This window comes from Sphingobacterium sp. ML3W (assembly GCF_000747525.1).
Taxonomy (GTDB): Bacteria; Bacteroidota; Bacteroidia; order Sphingobacteriales; family Sphingobacteriaceae; genus Sphingobacterium.
Map to the genome: position 1 here is coordinate 153,258 of NZ_CP009278.1, position 26,176 is coordinate 179,433.

A 26,176-nucleotide genomic window follows, 5' to 3' on the forward strand; every position below is an offset into this window, starting at 1 on the left:
AATACTTAATATGCATAAAAATGAGGTATTAGCTATTTAAAATTGAGCGATTTCTCTCCCGTTTTGTAAATAGTATAAATCAACTTGAAAGCGTGCAATAGCTACATATAAAAATGGCCCGTTTCATACCATATGAAACGGGCCATTTTTATATTAAATTATCAGATTAATTGACACGAACAGGATCCGCGGGCTTTTTCAAATCTTTGTATGGATAAGTTTTCATTTCTTCCAACAAGATTTGAACGGTTTTCTCCAACTGAGGATCGCGACCTTCAATTAAATCTTTTGGTGTTTGCTCGATAAAAATATCTGGCGCAACTCCCTCATTCTCGATAATATAATTCCCTTTCAAATCATAAACTCCGAAATTTGGTGATGTAATCTTTCCACCATCTAACAATGGAGGATAGCCACTGATCCCAACCAAAATGCCCATGGTGGTACGACCTACCAATTTACCCAATCCTTTATGGCGGAACATATAAGGCATCATGTCACCACCAGAACCCGCATTTTCATTGATGATCATCGCTTTTGGACCATATATACCATTACCTGGTGTATTGAACCCTTTTCCATCACGAATTCCCCATCCTGCTATTAAATCGCGGGACAACAGATCAATCACATAGTCGGCAACCCAACCACCACCATTATTACGTTCATCAATCAAAACGGCTTTTTTATCCATTTGAGAGAAGTAATAGCGATTAAATGCAGTATATCCTTCAGCACCTGTATTGGGCATATAGATATAGGCAATCTGACCTTTACTCAAGTCTTCTACACGTTTTCTATTTCGCTCCATCCATTCTGTACTCCTCAAGCTCATCTCATCAGAAAATGATATCGGTTTCACAACATATTCTTTAGCACCAACTAAACTAGGTTTCGTATTGACTTTTATACTCACTTGTTTACCTACTGTATTATCAAATAAACTGTAAAAGTCCACATCCGCCGTTACTGCGCTACCATTAACTGCAACTAGATACATCCCTGTTTTAATGTTTAATCCAGGTTCTGATAATGGAGCCTTGAAGGATGGATTCCAGTCCAATCGCGTAAAGATTTTATCAATTTTATAGAATCCTTTATCAACCGAATAATCTGCTCCCAATACCCCTACACTCACTGAAGGTCCACTTGGCTGGTCACCAGGATAGATATAATTATGACCTACAACCATCTCACCCATCATCTCATTCAGTAGATAACCTAAATCAGAACGATGACTGACATACGGTAGAAACTTTTGGTACTTTTCTTTAATGGCATTCCAATCTGCACCATGCATATTTTCAACATAGAAATAATCTTTCTGCATTGCCCATACCTCATCAAAGATCTGCTTCCACTCAGCAACAGGGTCAACCAATTGTTTGATATTATCTAACTTCAACGCTCCTGTAGTTGGGCTTGCAACCTTCTGACCGGCATTGACAATATTGATACCAGCACTGGTTTGAATGATCATCTTCTTACCATCTTCACTGATCGCATAAGAACGGATACCTGCAACAAGATCCTTTTCTTTCAAATCTGTAAAATCAAAAGCATTTAAGGTCCCATTTTTCACATAGGTCAATTGATTTGCTACTCCTCCATTGATGCCGTAGATCCCTTCACCAATTGGAAGTGCAATAATGCGATTGTTGATATTATCAAAATCTATGGCCGTAGGTTGAACAGCCAATTTAGCAGCTTCCTTCTTTGGCTCTTCTTTCTTATTCTCTTTCCCCTTTTTATCAGCTTTTGTTGTTTCTTTCGATTTTTCTATTTCATCTTTATCTTCCTTTACAGTTTCTTCATCGCTTTCATTCTTGAAAATAGAGGCCGTTTTACTGGATAAAATAAATGCATATGCCGAGTAGTTTGCACGTCTCTCTGTCGCTGACATATGAAGTCCAGAATTTGTCAAACCGACATTAGTACTTGCCGTAAAAAACAAATATTTACCATCCCTACTAAAAGAAGTTGCTCGTATAGCACTCATACCATCAGTAATCTGTGTGCTTTTTTTACTGTCGATATGATATAAAAACATAGCAGGAACCGCATTTGGGAGTGTCTTTATATAAGAAATCCATTTCGAATCAGGTGACCAGCTAGGCTGAAAATGATTATATACACGCCCCGTTTGCGCACTTTCAATATCTGCATCTACCTTGACAATTTTTCTCGTATCAATATCAATGTAAAATAGATTTAAATGTGAATCGTTATAGAACAGTTTTTTCGAATCTGGAGACCATGTCGGTTCAAAATAAAAATTAGATTCGCCTAATGTATAAGTTAAAGGCTCATCTTTTCCAAATTGATCACGCAATTGGAGTACATATTTTCCTTTCTCACTCGAAATATAAGATATCCATTTACCATTGGGAGACCAACTCGGAAAGCGTTCATGGACTCCAGGTGAATTTGAAATGTTACGCGCATCACCTTTTTCTTTTGGCACTGAGAAGATCTCACCTCTCGCTTCAATCAACGCACGTTGCCCCGTAGGTGAAATTGTGAGACTACGTATATCAGCACGCATGTTTTCATAATGCGGTCTTTTATACAATGCATCTCCACTCACATCGATTTTCAAAGCTGATGCTGATTTAGCATTGATATTATAGATATGGATTTTCCCTTCTTGTTCAAATGTCAATTCCGAGCCATTACCAGCTAAGGTCCTAACATCATAATCAGTGAAATTTGTTAATTTCTCCACTTTTTTTGTTTTTACATCATAAGAGTAGATATTGACAATTTTATCACGATCAGAGAGGAAGTAAACTTTAGAATCTAGCCAAACCGGCTTTACGTCATTAGAGCGCTCTCCTGGGATTGTTTCAATTTGGTTGGTCTTAGTGTCGAAAATCCATATGGAAGGCATCCCGCCGCCTCTATAGCGCTTGAAAGCTACGCGATCGCGCTCTGTAGGGTCTGTATTTTTAATATAAGCCCAGTAACGCCCATCTTTGGAAGGACTTCCTTGGTAGGCCTCGGGCATTGGTAAAGATTTATCAAGTGTAAGCCCTGTTACCGAGGACACGTATAGACGCGGACTCAATGCATAATTAAATTCACGCGTGGTTGTATAATACACCTCATTATTATTTAACCAGCCTCTCAACACATCCGACGAAGGATGAAATGTAATTCTTTTCGGTTCACCTCCACTAATAGGCATGACATACACATCAGTATTACCGTCATAATTGCCAGTAAAAGCTATATTTTTACCGTCTGGGGAGATTACAGGATTTTGTTCAACTCCTGGATTTGTTGTTAATCTTCTTGGATTGGCTCCAGATTTATCCGAAATCCAGATATCTCCACCATAAACAAAAGCAACATTTTCAGCACTAATACTGGGACTTCTCAATAGCAAAGTTTCTTGTGCTTCCACCGAGAAAGCACCTGATAATGCCACTACTAATCCTAAAAATTTAAGTTTAGTCTTTAACATATATTTAAATTATATATAATAGGGTATTTTATTGAGTTGCAAAAATAATCAATAATTTAGCATTCAGCTGCTATAAGCTATTTATATCAAATAAGTTGCAATAAAAAAGCCCCAATTTTTCAATTGGGGCTATAAATATCAATATGTATGGTCCTTAAAAACCGTAATCTTGTTCAATTTCTAAAACAACACCTTCATCCACTAATACACGTCCACAGTGTTCACAGATAATTATTTTCTTACGCTGACGGATTTCAGATTGTAATTGTGCAGGAATCTTATTGTGACATCCAGAACAGCTATCGCGGTCGATTGAAACAACTGCTAAACCATTTTTGAATGAATTACGTAAGCGGTAATATACTTTATTTAAACGCTCATCAATGTCACCTTCAGCTTTTGCAGCCTTAGTTAACAAATCATCTTCGTCTTTTTGAGTTTCAGAAGTAATTGTTTCCAATTCTTTCTTTTTACCTTCTAACTCACTTTTATTATAATCTAAATTAGATACTGTCGTATCGTAGTTTTCTGTTTTGTTACGAATTTCGAATTCAAATTCTTTAATTCTTTTTTCACAAACTTGGATTTCTAATCCTTGAATTTCAATTTCTTTCGATATAGCATCATATTCACGATTGTTCTTTACTTCGTTCAATTGGCTTTCATATTTCTTGATTGCCGCTTGAGCGTCTTTAATCATGTTCTTACGCTTAACGATAGAATCTTCTAACTCATCTAAGTCTGTTCTGATCTTTTCGATACGTGTTTCTAAACCCGCAATTTCATCTTCAAGATCTGCAACCTCGATAGGTAATTCTCCTCTAATTTGGCGAATTTTATCTACTTTAGTATGTATGGCCTGTAATAACCATAATGCTTTCAATTTTTGTTCTACGGTTTGTTCCATCAACAATAGTGTTTTATAGGATTTGTATCTACTTCTGTTATTAGGACTGCAAAGTTAGGAAATTTTTCTGTAATTATATCGAACAATAATTCTTGCGTAAATTGTTCGCTTTCATAATGTCCAATATCTGCAATCACAATTTCATTCTCAGCATCAAAAAACTCATGATATTTATAATCTGCAGTGACAAAAAAATCAGCTCCAGAGCGTTTGGCAGCATTTAATAAAAAGCCCCCTGAACCACCACATACAGCGACTCTGGATACAGGCTTTCCTTGTAAAGCCGTGTGCTTAATAACGTGAAGATTCAAATTATTTTTCAAATAAGCTAAAAAGTCTAATTCGGACATCGGATTTTCTAAATTTCCAATGACTCCAGCGCCCACTTCCTGATCTTTATTTTCCAATCTAATAGCATCATATGCCACTTCCTCATAAGGATGGGAAGCATACATAGCAATCAGTACTTTACGTTCTATTGCCTTCGTATAGATGACTTCAATCCGAGTTTCTTCTACTCTTTCCTGTACTCCAATTTCTCCAATAGTTGGCTCTGCACCTCGATTAGGTCTAAAGGTACCATAACCTGCGGTATTGAAGCTGCATTGATCATACTTAGCCCCAACTCGACCAGCACCAGCTTCGAAAAGTGCTTCTCTCACCGATTCTACGTGGCTCCTTGGAACATATACCACGAGCTTATATAAAAGATTAGATTTTGGTTCTAAAATTGCTTGATTTTGCAAGGCCAATAGAGTAGCTATCTTAGAGTTTACCCCCCCAGTTACGTTATCCAAATTTGTATGGATAGCATATAAAGCAATGTTATTTTGAATTGCTTTGATCACTGTTCTTTCTACATAATTGTTTCCATTGAATCTTTTTAATCCTTTAAAAACAATAGGGTGGTGGGAGACAATCAAATTACAACCTTTGGCAATTGCATCAGCTACTACAGCTTCCGTACAATCCAAAGAAATCAATATTTTTGAAACCTCCTGATCTGGATTACCAACAATCAAACCCGAATTGTCATAGGATTCTTGTAGATCCAATGGCGCTATCTGTTCCAAATAAGATGTAATTTCTTTAATCTTCATGTGTCTTTTCTAATTCTTCTTGTGATCTGAAAGTATTGTGTTGCTCTAATATACGTTTATAATTATTTATTTCAATCCAATAGTTGATCATAGTGATGAAATGAAAGATAAGAGCTAGAGCAGCAATAGGATAAAGAGGTATATTCGTAGCTAAATATACCCAACTATAGAGAGAACCCTTTTTATAGCTAGGTGCCTCTTCAGTCGCAATCTTACGGTCATAAAATTCATTAATCAAAGAATCTCTCAAATGCTTTGCCACTTCAAAATTCCAGTAAATATTAAAAAATGGAATAGCTATTCCAAATACTTGATTGGGTTTTATACATTGATTTTCTATCGCAATCAGTTTTAAAGTCTTTCTGATCGTATTGGCAAAAAATAACCAGATAATAATACGGACAGTCCATACCGCAATCACTGTATAAATAAACTCAGGCTTAGAAATTTCTTTCAATAGCTGTTCTTGTAATTCTGCTTGATCCATTTATGCTAATTCTCTTTATGAAGTAAATATACCAATTCTTTTAATTTCTTTAACTGTGAATAACGAGGTCCTGACTTTTCTATGATTTTTTGCGTCCTTTTTCTTTTGCTATTACATAATAGTAATATCGAGCCTGATTTTACCGTCATCTCGGTAAATCTACGCATACTTTTTTTTCGATAAATCCACTATAATTGCATCTTCGGGACCGCCGTAGAGTAGGGTGCAGCTTCCCCTTGCATAACCACAAAACCACTGACCTGATTAACAGCAAATTGAACACTAAATGTTAAAACAAAAGTAGATATAAATAGAATAAAAACCTGATAATCAGCGCTATGACAAATAGACTAAAAAATATTCTCTTTAAGAATTATAGAATGAGCAAAATATCACGAAAAAAGAAATATATTTTGGAAGCTCTTTTTGTATTAATAACATGTAATTGATCACTCACTTACTTTCTAAAATAGTCTTTAAATCTATTAAAAGATGATTAACCATATTAATCATGAGCAATTTTCAAATAGGGTAGGGGAGAACTTCCATGTAGGCTGCTAAAACATTAAAAAGATTGCTGGTCTTTTATGAAAATCATCGGTTCTCTTTTTCCATTGATCAATAGTCATCGTTTTAATAAATTCATTCTCATCCGTGATATCACATGCAACACATAGGTTGGTTTGCCCTTTACACGTTTTCAAAAGTTCTGCCAAAAGCTGATTATTACGGAAAGGAGTTTCAATAAAAATCTGAGTCTGTTTCTCTTTCGTAGCCTGAAGCTCTAATTCCTTTATTCTTTTAGAACGATCAACTTTATCAATTGGCAAATAACCTTGAAAAGCAAATTTTTGTCCGCTAAATCCAGAGGCCATTAGTGCCAATAAAATAGAACTCGGACCTACCAAAGGGACTACTTTAATTCCAACACGATGAGCTTCCGCCACAATATCTGCTCCTGGATCAGCAACACCAGGACAGCCTGCCTCAGACATCAGTCCGACATTCTTACCGGCTAATAGCCCCTTAAAAAAATCCTTTATATTTCCTTTATCTCTAGCATGTTTACCGTAATCATAAATGGTCAAGTCATTTTGCGGAATCTTTAAACCTGCTTGTTTCAAAAACTTGCGAGCAGTTTTTTCATTTTCAACAATGTACTCGTCCAAACTATTGATCGTATCTACTAAATAAGAAGTAAATGATTTTGAAGATGCCTCCTCACTTAGTGGTACTGGAATCAAAAATAATGTGCCTTTTTCCATATATACAAACCTACTAAAATGTCATCCATATTGGCGATATTTTTCAATTTAATGTAAAACCTTTTCATTTTTTCAGTATTTTATCTCATTATTAGTAACTTAGTTGCACAGCAGAAAATACGATTATGACGACTCAAATAACAGAAGGAATAAAAATTTCAGTAGCATGCATTTTTCAACCTGAATATTCGAATCCCGAAAGAGAGCATTTTATGTTTGCTTATCAAATAAGTATTGAGAACTTAAGTGATTCCAGTATTCAGCTTATCAGCAGATATTGGAACATCTTCGATTCGGTTGGTGATCATAATGAAATTTACGGAGATGGCGTGGTTGGCGAACAACCCATAATAGCGCCCGGACAAATACATCAGTATACATCTGGTTGTAATTTAAAAAGTGAAATAGGGTATATGGAGGGATATTACAACATGGTCAAATTGATTGATGAAACAACTTTCCAAGTCGATATACCAAGATTCAATTTAATAGCCAACTACGTATTAAATTAAATCAATATCACCTGCATTTCATCTTATCACTTCTTCTCCAAAGATTACATACAAAAAGGTGGAAATTGCTTACTTTTGCAACATATATCATTCAGTATAGATTATGATTTAATTAATCAAGCTGATTCATGCAAAGATTCATCGTGCCTATTTTTAAATAAGCATAAGATAATCGAATTGTTATGCATGCAGTTGTTAAAGAACAACGTTTAAAAACTCTTAATAAAATGACTATAGTCATTTATTCTTTATAAAATAATAATGTTAGCCGATGCGCTAACTATTGCATATAATTTATTTCATACTCAGTATTCGATACTGCAGTATACACATATAAATACTCAATACGCTCAATGCGTAATGAAAACACATAAAAACACACAATAACCTGATTACCAGTGTTATATAAGGTTTTCTATGTGCATATGCAATTTATTTATTAAATGAAAATTAGGAAATTAACGTGAGTATATTAGCAACTGAACAAGTAAGTCATTCATTTCATGACAGATGGCTTTTTAAAGATTTACATTTTGGACTTCTTAAAGGGGATAGAGTAGCCTTAGTAGGTATTAACGGAACAGGTAAATCAACCCTTCTCTCCATATTAGGTGGCAAATTAGAGCCTACCTCCGGCAAAGTTGTTAAAGAGAAAGGTATAAAAATAGGCTTTCTGAATCAAGACCCCAAGTACGATGGCTTGACTTCTATCAACGATTTTATTTATTCTACAGACAACGAAGAGCAACGACTTATTAGAGATTACGAAGAGGTATTAGCTATGCCTGAAATTGATCAGGACAAACTAGCGGAACTTACTGATAAAATAACGAACCTGAATGCTTGGGAATATGAGTACAATATTAAGACTATTCTAAACCGTCTCAATATTGTCGATTTTCAACAAGACATCAAAAGCTTATCAGGAGGACAGCGAAAACGATTAGCTCTGGCCAAACTTTTAATTGATGAACCGGATGTATATATTTTAGATGAGCCTACCAACCATTTGGATATTGAGACCATTGAGTGGTTAGAAAAATTACTAACCACAGGAAATAAGACCGTTTTATTAGTAACCCACGATCGCTATTTTCTAGATAATATCTGTACAGAAATTAGAGAATTGGATAGGGGGAAACTGTTTAGTTACAAAGGAAATTATTCCTACTTTTTAGAGAAAAAGTCTGAACGTGAAGCCATCGATTCTGTGATGGTAGAAAGAAGTCAAAACCTTTTACGTCGCGAACTTGAATGGATGAGGAGACAACCCCAAGCACGTGGTACAAAATCCAAATCTAGAATAGATGCGTATTATGAGCTTGAAGAAAAATCGAAAGGTCAAAAAGCAAATGACTCTGTTCAACTAAGCGTCAAAATTAGTAGACAAGGATCAAAAATATTAGAGCTTGAGCATGTCTCTAAAAACTATGGAGACAAAGTAATCATAAGTGATTTTTCCTATGTGTTCAAAAAAGGAGATCGTATTGGTTTAGCTGGTAAAAACGGAACCGGTAAGTCTACATTTTTAAATTTAATAACACAGAATGAGGAAGCCACTAGCGGAAGTATTGCGGTAGGAGAAACGACTGTTTATGGTTATTACAAACAGGGCGGTTTAGAAGTCAACGAAGGAGACCGAGTACTTGACGTTGTTAAAAATGTAGCAGAGTATATCCAAATGGCAAATGGTGATGTCATCACGGCCTCTCAGTTATTGACTCACTTTTTATTTCCGCCAGAGAAGCAATTTGGCTTCGTTAATAAATTGAGTGGGGGCGAACGCAAGCGTTTACAATTGATGCGTATCCTAATGTTGAACCCAAACTTCCTTATTCTAGATGAGCCTTCTAATGATCTCGATATTGACACCTTGAATGTACTCGAGGATTTCTTGATGAACTATGGTGGGGTTCTTATATTGGTTTCTCACGATAGGTATTTATTGGATAAACTAACCGAGCAATTATTCATATTTGAAGGAGAGGGTAAAATTGACATCTATAATGGTAATTATGCAGATTACAAAATCGAACAAGATATTTTAATCAAAGAGCAGAAATTAAAGAAAGATCAACCAGTCCAAAAAATAGAAACTGTAATAAAAGAAGAGAAGAAAAAGCTATCCTATAAAGAGCAACTGGAGTACGATAAACTGGAAAAAGAAATACAGCATCTTGAAGAACTATTGGTAGAGAAGAACAACACGCTTCACCAGACCGTAGATCATGTACAGCTTTCTAGTATTGCACAAGAGATAGAAGATATACAAAGTAATATTGATAAAAAGTCTGAAAGGTGGTTAAGCCTTGCGGAATTAATGTAATAACCTCCCACACGTTTCACGTGAAACGTGTGGGAGTATAATAAAACAAGAATAATCATTTTCCACGTTTCACGTGGAACTTCGAAATAAATTAAGATGTTTAAAAAATATAACGTTATCGTAGTTGGTGCTGGCCATGCAGGATGCGAGGCAGCAGCAGCAGCAGCAAATCTTGGTTCATCGGTATTGCTCATCACGATGAACATGGGCGTAATTGCTCAAATGAGCTGTAACCCCGCAATTGGTGGTGTAGCAAAAGGTCAAATAGTAAGAGAAATAGATGCTATGGGTGGGTACACAGGTATCATTGCCGATAAATCTACTATCCAATTCCGCATGTTGAACTTATCCAAGGGCCCCGCAATGTGGAGCCCAAGAACACAAAATGACCGGATGCGATTTGCAGAAGAATGGCGATTACAACTTGAAGCAATCCCAACATTGGATATGTGGCAAGATACAGTGAAAGAAGTCATCGTGAAAAATGGCAGAGCTTGTGGTGTGATTACTTCTTTGGGAATAGAAATTGAAGCGGATGCAGTTGTATTAACCAACGGAACATTTCTTAATGGAGTTATACATATTGGAGAAAAAAGATTCGGAGGTGGTAGAACAGGAGAGAGAGCAGCAACTGGTTTAACCGAACAATTGGTTTCATTAGGATTCGAGTCTGGTAGAATGAAGACTGGTACACCCCCAAGAATTGATGGAAGAAGTCTGAACTATGGACTGATGGAAGAACAGTGGGGCGACGAAAAAAGAGGTAAATTTTCATATTCAGATGTACCATTACCAACAGAACAACGCTGTTGTTGGATAACCTATACCAACGAAAAGGTGCACGAAATGCTAAGAACTGGCTTCGAAAAATCACCTATGTTTACGGGTAGAATTAAAGGTTTAGGACCTCGCTATTGTCCTTCAATTGAAGATAAAATCAATAGATTTGCAGAGCGTGAAAGACATCAAATTTTTGTTGAGCCAGAAGGATGGCATACAGCTGAAATTTATGTTAACGGTTTTTCTACATCATTACCAGAAGATGTTCAACAGAAAGCATTGCGTTTAATACCAGGTTTCGAAAATGCAAAAATGTACAGACCAGGCTATGCCATAGAATATGATTTCTTTCCACCAATGCAACTTGATTTAACATTGGAAACCCTTATCGTAAAACACCTATTTTTCGCAGGTCAGATTAACGGTACAACGGGATATGAAGAAGCCGCAGCACAAGGATTCGTTGCAGGTATCAATGCGCATCAACGCATCAATAATGACAAAGAGCTAATTCTTAAAAGATCGGAATCTTATATTGGTGTACTAATTGACGACCTTGTAACTAAAGGAACTGATGAGCCATACCGTATGTTTACGTCTCGAGCAGAACATCGCTTACTATTGAGACAAGATAATGCAGATATCAGGTTGACTCCAATTGCTCATAAATTAGGATTAGTAGGAGATGACCGATACAATAAAGTTCAGGATAAAATAAAAAATGCCGACCATATTATTCAGTATTTAAAACAAAATTCGACAACAGTAGATAAGATGAACCCCATCTTAGAACAAGCCGGATCGAGCTTAATATCTCAAAAAACAAAATTGTCAAATCTATTGGGAAGACCGCAAATTGGTATTTATGATTTAGCAAAAGGCGATGAAGACTTTGGTTCATACCTAAATCAGTATGATAGAGAAACCATAGAGCAGGCTGAAATAAAAGTCAAATATGAAAGCTATTTTGAAAAGGAAATGGAAATAGTTAATAGAATGAAAAAAATGGAGGATAGAGAAATTAATCCAGAATTTGATTATTCTTCTCTTGTATCACTATCTATAGAAGCCCGACAAAAATTAACGCAAGTCAAACCACGAACTTTAGGACAAGCATCCCGAATTTCAGGTGTGTCCCCGTCAGATATAAGTGTTTTAATGGTACACATGTCGTAACATTTTGATTTTCAATAAGTTACAGTGAATAACACAACAGTGTAAAATAAAGCGATATAAAGTAATATTATTTCATTTATGACTCTACATTCAAAAAAAAATAAAACAAGCTTAAAAAGCTCAAAAAGCACTCTAATTTCAAGAGTAGGCCTTCTAAGCTTGTTTTCCTTGCTGATTTTACTTACAGTACAATGTGCAAGCATAAAACAACCCACAGGTGGACCAAAAGATTCGATAGCACCTGTGGTGTTAAACGAATTTCCAGCGAATTTTTCTAAAAACTTCAAAGAGAAAAAAATTGAGATTACTCTAGATGAATATGTCAAATTGAATAACCAGCAGAAGGAATTTAGTATTTCTCCTGATATGGATAAACCACCTCAATTTAAAATCAAAAAGAAAATACTAGAAATTACTTTACCTGATTCGCTAGAACAAAATACAACCTATACGATTAATTTTGGTAAAGGGCTTGTCGATTATAATGCCAGTAATCCTATCGTAAATTATAGCTACGTATTTGCGACAGGTGATCAAATAGATTCTTTATCTATTTCAGGAAATGTGACCAACGCATTAACAAAAGAAATAGAAAAAGAAGTACGTGTACTCCTTATTCCTACCAGTCAAGATTCCATATTTGGAAAAAAGAAAGCTAATATTTTTGCGCAAACTGATACTTTAGGTAATTATAAAATCAGCAATTTACGAGAAAATACGTATCGGATATATGCCTTAAAGGAAACTAATAACGACCGAATATATAATAATCCTGATGAACTGATTGGCTTTCTAAAAGATTCAATTGTATTGGATAAAGACTTAACCCAAGTCAATCTACAAATATCAAAAGGCACTCCCATTAAATTTAGAGTCCTAGATAAAAAAATAGAGAATACAGGACGCATTCAGCTAACGTTTAATAGAGGTGTTAAAGATCCAGGATTAACATTAATAAATGATGATGAAAATGATAAAAGCAAAATTGTACAATATTCACAGGCTCAAGATTCAGCATTTATATACATGAATAATCTGGACAGAGACTCCATAAAGTTCATTTTAACAGAACAAAAATCAGTACTCGATACGATACTTATTAGAAAATCAAACTTAAAATTAGACAGAGCTATTATCCCCATTTTAGTACCCTCAAATGGTAAAGTAGATCGCGTGAAACACCTTACGCTATCATCATTGACACCTATCAAATCGGTCGATAAAAGTAAAATAAAATTTATAGAAGATAGTATTGCCAAAACAAATTTTCAACTACAATTAGATACTACCGTATCCAATTTATACCATATCCGGTATAACTGGAGAAAACAAAAAAACTATGAAATCATACTCGAAGAAGGGGCAATGAAGGGTTATTTTGGTGAGGAAAATAAAGAGAAAAAAATAAGCTTGAGCTACGATGATAGTGACAATTATGGTGATATTACTTTTACATTTACCGGCATTGATACTACCAAACAATATATAGTGGAGCTCATCGATGAGAAAAAAGAAAAAGTATATAGAAAAGATGTTCTAGATAATGCTCTTGGTAAAGTAGCCTATAAAGAATTCCCAGGGGGTAAATATACGCTAAGAATTATCCTTGATGACAACAAGAATGGTATTTGGGACCCTGGAGAAGTTTATCAATTAACACAACCAGAATCCCTTATTTATCTAAATAAAATATTTACCATTCGTGCCAACTGGGAACAAAATGAGTCATTCAATCTACAAGAACTGAATAATCTAAATTAATCAAACCAAGAGCTATAAAGCACATAATTATGCGGTAACTGTTGTAACATATTTCTTTGTTCATCAGTTATCGCTTTTATCTTTTTTGCAGGTACACCTGCATATAAATATCCCGTCTCACACACAAAATTTTCCAATACAACTGCACCTGCAGCTATAATCACATTACTTTCTATAATAGCATTGTCCATAACAATAGCTCCCATACCGATAAGTACATAGTCATGTATAATACAACCATGCACCATCGCTTGATGACCAATATTCACATAGTTACCAATCGTTGTACCCGATTTCATATAGGTACAATGGATAACAACACCATCTTGGATATTGGTATAGTTGCCTATACGAATAAAATTAACATCGCCTCTTATAACAGCATTGAACCAAACAGAACAATGTTCACCTAATTCTACATCACCCACTATGGTACAATTAGGTGCTATAAAGCAATTTTCACTATACTTGGGGCTAATACCCTTTACTGGTAATATACAGGCCATATCGTTCTAAAATAAAGTATCTTTTAATGTATCAGCATGTTGCGGATAATCTGTCGTGAAATGTAAACCCCTACTTTCCTTTCTTAATAAAGCAGATTTAGTAACAATAAAAGCTACCTGGATTACATTTCTCAATTCACACAATTTAACGGATAATTTAGTATGTCTATAAAAATCTTCTGTTTCTCCATATAGTAAATGCAATCGATTGAGTGCACGTTCTAACCTGAAATCAGAACGAACGATACCAACATAATCACTCATTACTTTCTGACATTCGCGAAGGTTGTGCGTAACCAAAATATCTTCATTAGAGAGTTTAGCTTTTGAATCATCCCATTCCGGAACCCCTACTGCATAAACAGCATTTGACAAAGTTTTAGCCGCATCCAAATAAATTCGATGCGCATAAACCAAAGCCTCCAAGAGCGAATTTGAAGCCAATCGGTTCGCACCATGCAAACCTGTTGACGAACATTCACCACACGCATATAAATTTTTGATACTACTTCTACCATAATCATCCACATAAATACCTCCACATAAATAGTGAGCAGCTGGGGTAACTGGAATAAAATCTTTGCTCATATCCAATCCAATCGATAAACATTTTTCATAAATATTTGGAAAATGCTTTATAATATCTTCCTTTTTACGATGCGTTATATCCAAATACACATAGTCAATACCTGATTTTTTCATCTCTGAATCAATCGCCCTGGCAACGATATCACGAGGTGCCAACGAGGCTCTTTCATCATATTCAAGCATGAAATCTTCACCATTGACACGTCGCAAAATACCCCCAAATCCACGTACTGCTTCCGAAACCAAAAAGGCCGGTGAATCGCTAGGATTATATAATGATGTAGGATGGAATTGCATAAATTCCATATTTCGCACCTTCCCTTTTGCACGATAAACCATCGCGATTCCATCACCTGTTGCTATGGTTGGATTGGTCGTACTTGCATAAATATGACCAGCACCACCCGAAGCCATAACCGTAATCTTGCTTAAAATCTTATCGACCACATGTGTATCGGTATTAAAAGCATAGATACCAAAACACTTAATATCTTCCCTTTGCTTGTCTACAAACTCGCCCAAATGATGCTGTGTTATTAAATCTATAGCAAAATAATGCGTCAACATCTCAATATTTGGATGTTCATGTACTTTTTCAAGCAGCGATCTTTCTATTTCATATCCCGTAATATCTTTATAATGTAATATTCTATTTGCCGAATGCCCCCCCTCTTTCGCTAAATCATAAACTCCAGAATCTGACTTATCAAAAGAAGTTCCATAAGAAATAAGCTCTTCAATACGCTCCGGAGCTTCCCTAACTACGTTTTCCACAATTTCAACATCACACAATCCATCACCAGCTATCTGAGTATCAGTTATATGCTGTTCAAAACTATCAGATTTATCCACAACTGCAGCCACCCCTCCTTGCGCATATTTTGTATTTGATTCATCTTCATTTGACTTTGTGACAATCAATACTTTACCGTGATCAGCTGCTTTTAAAGCAAAACTTAACCCCGCTATTCCAGATCCAATGACAAGGAAATCTACCTTTCTTTCTGACATAACATAAAATTAGCATGTGACAAGCACATTTTGACTTTTCAAATTAACAAAAAATGTGGAAAACGTGTAGATAAAAGGTTAAATAAAAATGATAACTTTTTTTTTTTTGTTCAAAACCTCTTTTTACTATCAAATTCCTAAAAGTTACCACCATAAAACTGACGGTTTATCAACATAAATTAACATCTAAACAACACACATTTTTCTATTGAAAATTAAATCGAGTAAAAACCACAGTATTAAAAATCAGGGCTTTAAAATGAATTTTATGTTAGTAAATTGTTAATAACTTTATAAAATCTTCAAATCAAAATAAAAAACAACACTTTTATCCCCATTTTCCACACACTAATAAACAATAAGACTTCTTTATATAAAAAAGATTATTAATTATTATAAAAAGAGAATGTGGAATACGTTTGATTTTCTTTGTTTAGTTTTGTCAAGTTGAATTTGAGGCTTTGAGAATTTGATTGTTGGTTAGGATTTGAAACCAATATCAAATATTCAATTGTCAGGGGCTTCATTTGATATTTTTTTTATTTAAACCCTTTTAGAATGCAATAAAATTTATTTTTTTCCTTTTTACACCGAATAATCAAGTGTTAAACAGCTTATTATGCTATTTAAGGCCATAAAATTCTCAATTTTCAAATTTTTTAATTTGTAAATTGAAAAATTAAGACTTTGACTGAGAAATAATTTCTGCCTAATTTCTGATTTTGATGAATTTTATTCAATCAAACTATCTGTAAATCGGTTATTTTTTTTGAAAATTTAATTTTGAATTTGAAGTCAATCTCATTGCCTCTAAAATGCGAATTAAAGCTTTGAGAATTGATTATTTTAGGAAATGAATCTTATTCTTTTTTAAATGGATTCTTAGAGGCTTTCTTTACTGAAATTTATTTTGTTCACAGAAACAGCAGTTTTAAAAGCTTTTTAGCTTATGAATTTTTATTGTGAGAATTGAAAAAATATAGATTTTCAATTTCAAATTTTTTATTTGTGGCCTTGTGAATGCAGTATTTACTATTTTTTTTAAAATATTAAATACATTCAATTCATACTTGATATAAATCCAATTTTGTGGCTCTGACAATTCAATATATTTTTTAATTTTATTTATTTGATGAATATTAAATTCTTAATGACTTTGAAGTTGAAACAAGTTTTTGTCTCTAACTTTTATTCAAAATTTTTTATATTTTTCTTGTTTTAAATCCATTTTGTATGCCTGCCAATTCTGTATTTATTTTTTAAAATATGAAATATAATTTATCACATTCTCAGCGGGTATAATTTCAATTTTTAGGTCTTTACAATTCGTTATTCAAATTTTTAGCATATTATTTTCTAAATATTGAATTGCTTAAGCTCTTGTTTTTTTCTGTATGAATTTTTGAAAGCATTGATTTTTTATTTTTTGTTATCCATTGGTTCATAAATTTCCATTTTGATGATCGTTATCAAAATTTCATAAACGGAGAATCATATTTCTAATAAATTTTAAAATTCTTCTATTAGCCCTAATTAGATCAGTTTTTTTTGAAATTTCTATTTTCGCTTCCGTTTATGCGATTTATAAGCGCTTTATATCAAAATTTAACTCCCTTACATTTAAATATTTGAAAATTTTGTGGATAACTTTTCGCACAAGATATTTGTATAGCCTCAAAATAGTTTAGCTTTGTCTTATTGATTTGAGCTAATTAATTTATAAAATTTAGATTTATGGCTTATTATCACTCACTCTTTGATATCCTCGCTACTTTCTTTTTCTTTGGAACTGTTAGCATCAATCATTAATACTTCAATATTTGAAAATCGGAGAATTCAATTTTCAAATATTCAATTCTAAGAGCCTTTATTTAGCAATTTGAGCCCTTTACAATTCGATATTTATAATTCTGTGGATAACTATGTTAAATATTTAAATCTCAAACCATTTTTTAAGATGGTTTATTGGCTTAAAACACGGTTTAAATTCACCTTTTAAGAAATGTTGATAAGTCTGTTAATTAGCTTTATTACTGAATGTTACAGGATGAATTTAACTTGATTTTACCCACTTATTAACATAGAGTAAAATTAGGACACAATGAAATGTTGATAAGTATGTTAATTAACTGAATAGTAGCATTATAATTTGATATATCAATGTGTTATATTCGTATTTATAAACATCATTTTTGATTAGAAGGGTTTATTGAAGAACTATTATTAATTTTGTAATGTAAATCAAATTAAGAAGAAGAATTAATGGATTTAGTAAATTACGATATTGAAGCGAAGGGTTATATTGATATTCCTATAGACCCGAGCTTGGATTTGATTGAAGAGATCAAACGTCTTAAAGAAGAAAAAAACGCCGTTATTTTAGCACATTACTATCAAGAAGCCGAAATACAGGATATCGCTGATTATATCGGTGATAGTTTAGGCTTATCACAGGAAGCGGCTAAAACGGATGCAGATGTAATTGTTTTTGCAGGAGTACATTTTATGGCAGAAACAGCCAAGATACTTTCTCCCTCAAAAAAGGTATTGCTACCTGATGCTAAAGCAGGGTGCTCACTTTCGGATTCATGTCCGCCGCATTTGTTTGCCAAATTTAAAGAACAGTATCCCGATCATTTGGTTATTACATATGTAAATTGTACTGCGGAGTTGAAAGCACTTTCAGATATTGTATGTACTTCAAGTAATGCGGTAGAGATCGTTGAGAGTCTCCCAAAAGACCAAAAGATTATTTTTGGTCCAGACCGCAATCTAGGGGCATACGTGATGAAGAAGACAGGAAGAGACCTTGTGCTTTGGAATGGAGCATGTATGGTACACGAAATTTTCTCTCAGGATAAGATTGATCAATTAAAAGTAACCTATCCGGATGCAAAATTTATTGCTCATCCAGAATGTGAAGATCATATTTTGGCAGGTGCGGATTATGTTGGCTCTACTTCAGGAATGTTGAAGTATACGATGAACGATGAGGCTACAACTTATATCGTGGCTACAGAGTCTGGAATCATTCATCAGATGCAAAAGGCTAGTCCAGGTAAAACGTTCATTCCTGCACCTCCAAACAACGCTTGTGCGTGCAATGATTGTCCACATATGAAATTGAATACGCTGGAGAAGCTATATAATTGTTTGAAATACGAAAGTCCGGAAATCATACTTGATGAGGCGGTCATAGCAAGAGCACAAAAACCTATTGAGCGTATGCTTCAGTTATCTGCACAATTAGGATTATAATAGTAAAATTAAAGACAGGTATGTTAGAATTTGATAATACAGAAAGAACAAATTTAGGAGAATTGGGTGAGTTTGGTTTAATTTCTTATTTAACTAAGGCTGTCGAAATAAATGAACCAAGTACCATCAAAGGTATTGGCGACGATGCCGCTGTTTTAGATTTTGCTAACAAAAAAACGTTGATATCAACGGATCTTTTATTAGAAGGTATCCATTTTGATCTGCGCTATGTACCCTTGAAGCATTTAGGCTATAAAGCGGTTCAGGTAAATCTGAGCGATATCTATGCGATGAACGGAAAAGCGTCTCAGATAACTTTTTCAATTGGTTTATCATCTAAATTTCCTTTAGAAGCCGTTGAAGAAATCTATCAAGGGGCATTGATTGCTTGTAAGAAATATAATGTAGACTTGGTAGGGGGAGATACATCTGCATCTGTCCAAGGTTTAGTTATTTCTGTGACGAGTATTGGTTTTGTTGATGAAGATAAGATTGCCTATCGTTCAGGCGCCCAAGAAGGCGATTTACTATGTGTTTCAGGCGATTTGGGAGCTGCATACATTGGTTTACAGCTATTGGAGCGCGAGAAGAATATCTTCTTGGAAAACCCCAATATTCAACCAGACCTAGAAGGCAAGGATTATATTGTAGAACGTCAGCTGAAACCTGAAGCAAGAAGGGATATTGTAGAGTTATTAGCAGAAATTGGAATAAAACCGAATGCTATGATTGATGTGTCGGATGGTTTAGCATCCGAGATCATCCATATTTGTGAGGCATCCAATAAGGGATGTAAGTTGTATGAAGATAAAATTCCTTTAGATTCGATGACATATGAAACAGCTCGTGAGTTTGGAATTGACCCTACAGTATGTGCTTTAAATGGTGGAGAAGATTATGAATTGCTATTTACAGTCCCACAATCTGATTACGATAAGATAAAAGGATCGATGGATATCACGGTCATTGGTCATATTACAGAAGCTAGTGAAGGTTGCCATATGATTTCAAAATCTGGAAAAGTATATCCAATAACTGCCCAAGGGTGGAATGCATTTAAGGATTAAGCATATAAAGCTGATAAAAAAGGGGATAATTATTATTATCCCCTTTTTCTTTATAGTGCAAATTCTTCTTCTTCTATATCGACCAGGTCGTACTCATCTTCATTTCTTTTTCTAATGTTAAAATCATTATATCCAAGACCAATTTCTATCTGTAATAATTTTTGCTGCAGCATCTCAAGAATAGCTAAGAAATTGTAAACAAATTGTACTTTGTTTTCAGAATTTTTCAAGATATATTGAAAATCCAATTGGTTGTTAATTGCAATTAGATCTGCTATTGCTTTTTTCTGTTGTTCTATCGTATAGGGATGTTTTATCACCGTATGTTTCACCTCTTGTGGCCTATTTGCGTACTGAAAGATCATACGTTCATAAACCATCATAAGCTTGTAAAGATCAAAGCTATTTAATTCTTCCCCATTATTTGATTCAGGTCTTGCAAGTTGGATATCATAATTAATATTGCCTCGTTTATAAAGTTTTAAACGCTCTGACTCCAATAATTTTAAATCCTCACATGTATCTTTAAATTGTTTATATAAAATCAATTTTTGGACAAAGTCTTCTTGAGGATCAATTTCATTATCATCATCATCCAATTCGAGACGAGGAAGGAGCATCTTTGCTTTGATCCGCATTAAAGTGGATGCGACAAAGATAAATTCACTTGCCATTTCCATATCCAGTGCCTGCAGCTGATTGACATAGGATAAAAAATCATCTGTTATTTTTGAAATCGGAATTTCATGAATATTCAATTCATCTCTTTCAATAAAAAATAAGAGGAGGTCAAATGGACCTTCAAATTGCGGTAACTTTATTTCGTATCCTTCTTCTACTTGCATATCAAAAGCAAAATTACATAATTATATAAACATTTTTATTTCAAACTATTAAAACTAAATGCTTCTATAGCTGTTCACTTTCTAATACAAAAAGTTTGATATATACCCTAGTTGTGATAAATAAGTTGTTATTTTGTATCAATATTTTAAAGTAATTAGCAATACTATGCAGTTTGATGCTGGAGAATTATTAAGTAAAATCAATGATCCCTCTGATCTGAAAAAACTCAAGGAAGACCAATTAGAACAAGTTAGTCAAGAGCTACGTCAATATATAATTGATTTAGTTTCTGTTAATGGGGGTCACTTTGCAGCTAGTTTGGGAGTCGTTGAATTGACAGTGGCATTACATTATGTCATGAATACGCCCTACGACCAATTGATATGGGATGTGGGTCATCAGGCATATGGTCACAAAATCTTGACCGGACGTCGTGATTCTTTTCATACGAATAGAATTGTCAATGGGATATCTGGTTTCCCAAAACGAGGCGAGTCAGAATATGATGCATTTGGCGTAGGTCATTCATCCACCTCTATATCGGCAGCTTTAGGTATGGCCGTTGCATCCCAGATTAAGGGAGAAAAGGATCGTCAGCATATCGCTATCATTGGCGATGGTGCGATGACTGGTGGTATGGCTTTTGAGGCGCTGAACCATGCAGGTATCGAGAAGTCAAATCTGTTGGTTATCTTAAATGATAATTGCATGTCCATAGATCCAAACGTAGGAGCCCTAAAGGAATACTTAACAAGTATCACCACCTCCAAGCGATATAATCGTTTTAGAGACGATATTGCAGCTGTTCTATCTAAGATATCAGAAATGGGACCCAATGCCTTAGGGGCCGTTAAAAAGATTGAGAAAAGCATTAAGGGAACCTTACTTAAAAACGCAAATTTATTTGAATCTTTAAATTTCAGATACTTTGGACCTGTTGATGGTCATGATGTTAAAAAGTTAGCAAAAACGCTAGAAGATTTACGTCATATTCCAGGACCGAAATTATTGCACTGCGTAACCGTTAAGGGTAAAGGTTATGCATTAGCAGAGAAGGATCAAACCAAATGGCATGCACCGGGTCTGTTTGATAAGATAACGGGTGAAATAAAAAAATCCGTAGTTGTGAAACCAACTGCACCTAAATATCAAGATGTATTTGGAAATACCTTAGTTGAATTGGCAGAGAAAAATGATAAGATAGTAGGGATTACACCAGCTATGCCTTCAGGTTCTTCTATGAATATCATGATGAAAGCTTTTCCTAGTCGATCTTTTGATGTTGGGATAGCAGAACAACATGCTGTTACTTTTAGTGCGGGATTGGCAACACAAGGGCTTATGCCGTTTTGCAATATTTATTCATCTTTCATGCAAAGAGCATTTGATCAAGTTATTCATGATGTTGCATTACAAAATTTGAATGTTGTGTTTTGCTTAGATCGTGCAGGTGTGGTTGGATCAGATGGTCCGACACATCATGGTGCTTATGATATTGCTTTTATGCGATGTATACCGAATATGACTGTTTCAGCTCCAATGAATGAAGAGGAGTTAAGAAACTTGATGTATACTGCACAACTAAAGGATAAGGGTCCATTTGTGATCCGATATCCTAGAGGTAATGGCGTAATGGTCGATTGGAAGAGAACTTTTAAAGAAATTGAAATAGGTAAGGGTAGGTTGGTCCAGGATGGTGAGTCAGTAGCCATATTGACTTTCGGAGCCATCGGTAATGAGGCTAGTAAGGCAATATTACAATTGGCAGAAGAAGGCATACATCCTGCACATTATGACCTGCGATTTGCAAAACCTTTGGATGAGGAGCTTTTACATAAGGTCTTCCAAAAATTTGAACATATTATTACAGTTGAAGATGGTTGTATACAAGGAGGTGTAGGTTCTGCTGTTTTAGAATTTATGGCCGATCATCATTATAGCAGTACCGTAGTCAGATTGGGTATTCCAGATACGATTATAGACCATGCTGAACAAGCAGATCAATGGAGTATTGCGCATTATGATGCGAAAGCAATTGCTATGGAATGTCGTAAATTAGTTAAGGGTATTAAAACCGATTCTTTGGTTAGTTAGTCTTCAGGCCACGAAACAAAAAAAGAGGAATTATAGCAATATAATTCCTCTTTTTTTGTTTAACTTAGATAAAATCTACGTAATAACAATTTATATTTCCTGCATATTGTCATAGTTTCTTTATGAAGAATCTAGTTGGTTCATTAGATATTCCAATGCAAATATTACGTTTAAAATAGCGAAAAAACTACAAAATGTATAAGAAAGTAACAAAAAATTTGGAATGTTAATAAAAAAAAACAGCGTCAGATTTAGATCTTAAAAAATGATGTTTTTTTAAGCTAACTCATTGGTATATAATGATTTTAAATAAATTTTAAATTTTAGTTTTTTACCTGATTTTTTTTTGTCATCTTCGTCTTACGAGAAAGTTATCAACATAATATTGGTCGCTTATTGGAAATCAACTTATTAAGAATTTTAGAATGGAAAAAACGAGTACAAGTGTTTGGAATAATTGTCTTGCGATCATCAAAGACAATATACCTGCGCAAAGTTTTAAAACCTGGTTTGAGCCTGTGAAAGCAGTACGTTTGGAGGGTGACGTTTTGACTATTCAAGTACCTAGTTTATTTTTTTACGAATGGTTGGAAGAACACTATGTGGGTATCCTTCGTAAGACCGTAAAAAAGTTTTTAGGTGAGCAAGGTAGGTTGGAATACAATATCGTAGTAGAGAAGTCATCGGCTTCTATTCCTTACACAACGAATATTCCTTCTAATGGTAATGGAGCGGAAGGTAAGAAGCAATCTATACCTGTTCCAGTATCTTTAAATAAGGATATTAAAAATCCATTTGTTATTCCTGGATTGAAAAAATTACAGGTTGATCCGCAATTGAACCAAAACTATACATTCGATAATTTTATTGAAGGAGAATGTAACCGTCTTGCACGTTCTGCGGGCTTTGCTGTTGCAAACAAACCTGGTGGTACGTCATTCAACCCATTGATGATTTATGGGGCTGTAGGATTAGGCAAAACACACTTAGCGCAAGCTATTGGTAATGAGATCAAAAGAAATTTACCGGATAAGTTGGTGATTTATGTTTCCTGTGAGAAATTTTGTCAACAATTTGTAGATTCATTAAAGAACAATACCATTAATGATTTTGTGAATTTTTATCAAGCAATGGATGTTATCATTATGGATGATGTGCATAATTTTGCTGGTAAAGAAAAAACACAAGATATATTTTTCCATATCTTCAATCATTTGCACCAATCTGGTAAACAAGTTATCTTAACTTCCGATAAAGCTCCTAAAGACTTAGCAGGATTAGAAGAACGTTTATTAAGTCGTTTCAAATGGGGTCTTTCAGCTGATATTCAAATTCCCGATCTTGAAACTAGAATGGCAATCTTGAAAAAGAAAATGTATTCTGATGGCATTGAATTACCTGAAAATGTAGTTGAGTACGTTGCCAATCAAATTGATAACAGTGTTCGTGAATTAGAAGGAGCTATGGTATCTTTATTAGCGCAATCGACATTGAATAAAAAAGAGATTGATTTGAATTTAGCTAAATCAATGCTTAAGAATTTCGTTAAGAACACACATAAAGAAATATCAATGGAATTCATTCAAAAGCTTGTATGTGAGTATTTTGAAGTTCCTGTTGAAATGGTTAAATCAAAAGTTCGTAAAAGAGAAATTGTACAGGCAAGACAAATCTCCATGTATTTAGCCAAAAATCATACAAAATCTTCTTTAAAAACGATCGGTTCATTCTTTGGAGGAAGAGATCACTCTACAGTAATCTACGCTTGTCAGACAGTGGAAGATTTAATAGAAACAGATAAGAAATTTAAAACTTATGTAAATGACATTATGAAAAAGCTAAAAGCTTAATATCATTTTTTAAGTCTATACAATAAAAAAGGGATTCTAATATTAGAATCCCTTTTTTTATCCAAATGGATAATCTTATGAACAAGTTCTTTATTATTGTGTGTTATTTGATTCCTCTGTATTTTCTTTCTGCTCTTCTTGCACGGGTTTAGGAGCTACCTCTGGCACTACCTTAGCCGGTCTTTCTGTTACTACCTTTTTGAATAATTCTTTCTGGTCTTCTGTTAATAAAGCATTTACTTTAACATCTGCTTCAGCTTGCAATTTATTATATTGCTCCACCAATACTTCTTTAGTTGTGGTTGTATTTTCAAGTAATGCAGCTTCAGCTTTTGCTTGATCTAAAGTGATGGTGTAAGCTGCTGTTTTTTGCTCATCTGTTAAACTTAATTTTTGAGTTAGTTCTGTTGTTACTTGCGTAGCCTGCTCTTCTGGAGTAACCTGTTGTGCAAATGTTAAACTTAATGCTAAGAAAAATCCGATTCCTGTTAAAAATAATTTTTTCATGATTGCTATTTTTAGTTTAAATATTCAATTACTAAATTCTACAACTAAAACTCATGAGTTGACCCATTTATTGTATCAAACCTGTTACTTTAACAAATATTTAACAAATTATAACATTTAAAACATTGATAATTAGTATTATAAATAAAAAAGGTCCAACGGAAATATGTTGAACCTTTTTAGTTGTTTTTATTACTATCTAATCAATTATTTCTTTTGTCTTTGTTGTCTGCGCTGTTGCATTTCTTCTTGCATACGATCGTAAGACTTACTTTGTTCCGGATTTAAGAATGACTTGATCTTAGCATCAGTAGATTGTCGGACAGTTTTAATATTTTCAAATGCTGCTTTCCGATCGGTAGTATTTTTGAATATCTCCTGTTGCTTTTTGGAGAGGTCCAATGCATATACATAAATTGAATCTTTTTGATTTTGTGACAGTTTTAGTTCTTTATCGAGTCTTTCAATCCTGTTTTTCGTCTGGTCTTCAGGAGATTGTTGCTGTCCGCCATTTCTTTGTTTTTCTTGAGCCATAACGGTGACACCCAATAGCATTAAAGTTGCTATTAAACCTGATTTTAAATTTTTCATAGCTTTTATATTAGTTTAACTATTATTTGGTTACCAAACAGTAACTAGTATAAAGACAAGCAATGCTTTGTTAAAGTT

The 26,176-nt window shown here is 34.2% G+C and carries 18 protein-coding genes; 8 read left to right on the forward strand and 10 right to left on the reverse strand.

The window, feature by feature from the left end:
* Nucleotides 1-166 precede the first annotated feature (166 nt).
* The 5 genes from KO02_RS00765 to KO02_RS00785 form a co-directional block, all read right to left on the reverse strand.
* Nucleotides 167-3,466: a S41 family peptidase gene (locus tag KO02_RS00765; protein ID WP_038694983.1), complete on the reverse strand. Its 3,300-nt coding sequence runs from the start codon at nt 3,464-3,466 to the stop codon at nt 167-169.
* Nucleotides 3,467-3,620: 154 nt separating this feature from the next.
* Nucleotides 3,621-4,373, reverse strand: coding sequence for a zinc ribbon domain-containing protein (locus tag KO02_RS00770; protein WP_038694985.1), 753 nt, complete (start codon nt 4,371-4,373; stop codon nt 3,621-3,623).
* A complete protein-coding gene (locus KO02_RS00775) occupies nt 4,373-5,473 on the reverse strand; it encodes a Nif3-like dinuclear metal center hexameric protein (RefSeq protein WP_038694987.1) in 1,101 nt (366 codons plus the stop codon). The genes KO02_RS00770 and KO02_RS00775 overlap by 1 nt, the downstream gene beginning before the upstream one ends.
* Complete coding sequence (locus KO02_RS00780) at nt 5,463-5,960, reverse strand: hypothetical protein (protein ID WP_051959707.1); 498 nt, start codon at nt 5,958-5,960, stop codon at nt 5,463-5,465. The genes KO02_RS00775 and KO02_RS00780 overlap by 11 nt, the downstream gene beginning before the upstream one ends.
* Before the next feature lie 557 nt (nt 5,961-6,517).
* Nucleotides 6,518-7,225, reverse strand: coding sequence for an SAM-dependent methyltransferase (locus KO02_RS00785; RefSeq protein WP_038694989.1), 708 nt, complete (start codon nt 7,223-7,225; stop codon nt 6,518-6,520).
* 125 nt (nt 7,226-7,350) lie between these two features.
* Here KO02_RS00785 and apaG point away from each other — a divergent pair, with 125 nt between their 5' ends.
* From apaG to KO02_RS00805, 4 genes are all read left to right on the forward strand, one after another.
* Nucleotides 7,351-7,737, forward strand: a complete 387-nt coding sequence (gene apaG / locus KO02_RS00790; protein WP_038694991.1) for a Co2+/Mg2+ efflux protein ApaG — start codon at nt 7,351-7,353, stop codon at nt 7,735-7,737.
* A gap of 463 nt (nt 7,738-8,200) precedes the next feature.
* The gene (locus KO02_RS00795) at nt 8,201-10,063 is read left to right on the forward strand and encodes an ABC-F family ATP-binding cassette domain-containing protein (protein WP_038694993.1); all 1,863 of its coding nucleotides are present in this window, start codon (nt 8,201-8,203) and stop codon (nt 10,061-10,063) included.
* 96 nt (nt 10,064-10,159) lie between these two features.
* The gene (gene mnmG, locus KO02_RS00800; protein WP_038694995.1) at nt 10,160-12,019 is read left to right on the forward strand and encodes a tRNA uridine-5-carboxymethylaminomethyl(34) synthesis enzyme MnmG; all 1,860 of its coding nucleotides are present in this window, start codon (nt 10,160-10,162) and stop codon (nt 12,017-12,019) included.
* A gap of 168 nt (nt 12,020-12,187) precedes the next feature.
* On the forward strand, nt 12,188-13,780 hold the full coding sequence (locus tag KO02_RS00805; RefSeq protein WP_235212317.1) for an Ig-like domain-containing domain: 1,593 nt from the start codon (nt 12,188-12,190) through the stop codon (nt 13,778-13,780).
* On the opposite strand, the gene KO02_RS00810 is transcribed toward KO02_RS00805, so the two are convergent.
* Nucleotides 13,777-14,286 (reverse strand): gamma carbonic anhydrase family protein, encoded by a 510-nt coding sequence (locus KO02_RS00810; protein ID WP_038694999.1) that lies wholly within the window; start codon nt 14,284-14,286, stop codon nt 13,777-13,779. The two genes, KO02_RS00805 and KO02_RS00810, sit on opposite strands and share 4 nt — an antisense overlap.
* Nucleotides 14,287-14,292: 6 nt before the next feature.
* Complete coding sequence (nadB, locus tag KO02_RS00815) at nt 14,293-15,885, reverse strand: L-aspartate oxidase (RefSeq protein ID WP_038695001.1); 1,593 nt, start codon at nt 15,883-15,885, stop codon at nt 14,293-14,295.
* Nucleotides 15,886-18,147: 2,262 nt separating this feature from the next.
* Here nadB and nadA point away from each other — a divergent pair.
* Together nadA and thiL are read left to right on the forward strand one after the other, a co-directional pair.
* Nucleotides 18,148-19,143, forward strand: a complete 996-nt coding sequence (gene nadA, locus KO02_RS00820; protein ID WP_038695003.1) for a quinolinate synthase NadA — start codon at nt 18,148-18,150, stop codon at nt 19,141-19,143.
* A 20-nt stretch (nt 19,144-19,163) separates the two neighbouring features.
* On the forward strand, nt 19,164-20,210 hold the full coding sequence (gene thiL / locus KO02_RS00825; protein WP_038695005.1) for a thiamine-phosphate kinase: 1,047 nt from the start codon (nt 19,164-19,166) through the stop codon (nt 20,208-20,210).
* Between the two features lie 50 nt (nt 20,211-20,260).
* Here thiL and KO02_RS00830 read toward each other — a convergent pair whose 3' ends face one another.
* Nucleotides 20,261-21,055, reverse strand: a complete 795-nt coding sequence (locus KO02_RS00830) for a segregation and condensation protein A (protein ID WP_038695007.1) — start codon at nt 21,053-21,055, stop codon at nt 20,261-20,263.
* Between the two features lie 166 nt (nt 21,056-21,221).
* Here KO02_RS00830 and dxs point away from each other — a divergent pair, with 166 nt between their 5' ends.
* Both dxs and dnaA read left to right on the forward strand, forming a co-directional pair.
* On the forward strand, nt 21,222-23,150 hold the full coding sequence (gene dxs, locus KO02_RS00835) for a 1-deoxy-D-xylulose-5-phosphate synthase (protein ID WP_038695009.1): 1,929 nt from the start codon (nt 21,222-21,224) through the stop codon (nt 23,148-23,150).
* 425 nt (nt 23,151-23,575) lie between these two features.
* Nucleotides 23,576-25,000: a chromosomal replication initiator protein DnaA gene (dnaA, locus tag KO02_RS00840; RefSeq protein WP_038695013.1), complete on the forward strand. Its 1,425-nt coding sequence runs from the start codon at nt 23,576-23,578 to the stop codon at nt 24,998-25,000.
* 93 nt (nt 25,001-25,093) lie between these two features.
* Here dnaA and KO02_RS00845 read toward each other — a convergent pair whose 3' ends face one another.
* Both KO02_RS00845 and KO02_RS00850 read right to left on the reverse strand, forming a co-directional pair.
* Nucleotides 25,094-25,507: a hypothetical protein gene (locus tag KO02_RS00845; protein ID WP_051959708.1), complete on the reverse strand. Its 414-nt coding sequence runs from the start codon at nt 25,505-25,507 to the stop codon at nt 25,094-25,096.
* Nucleotides 25,508-25,714: 207 nt separating this feature from the next.
* Nucleotides 25,715-26,098 (reverse strand): hypothetical protein, encoded by a 384-nt coding sequence (locus KO02_RS00850; RefSeq protein WP_038695014.1) that lies wholly within the window; start codon nt 26,096-26,098, stop codon nt 25,715-25,717.
* Between the last annotated feature and the right edge of the window lie 78 nt (nt 26,099-26,176).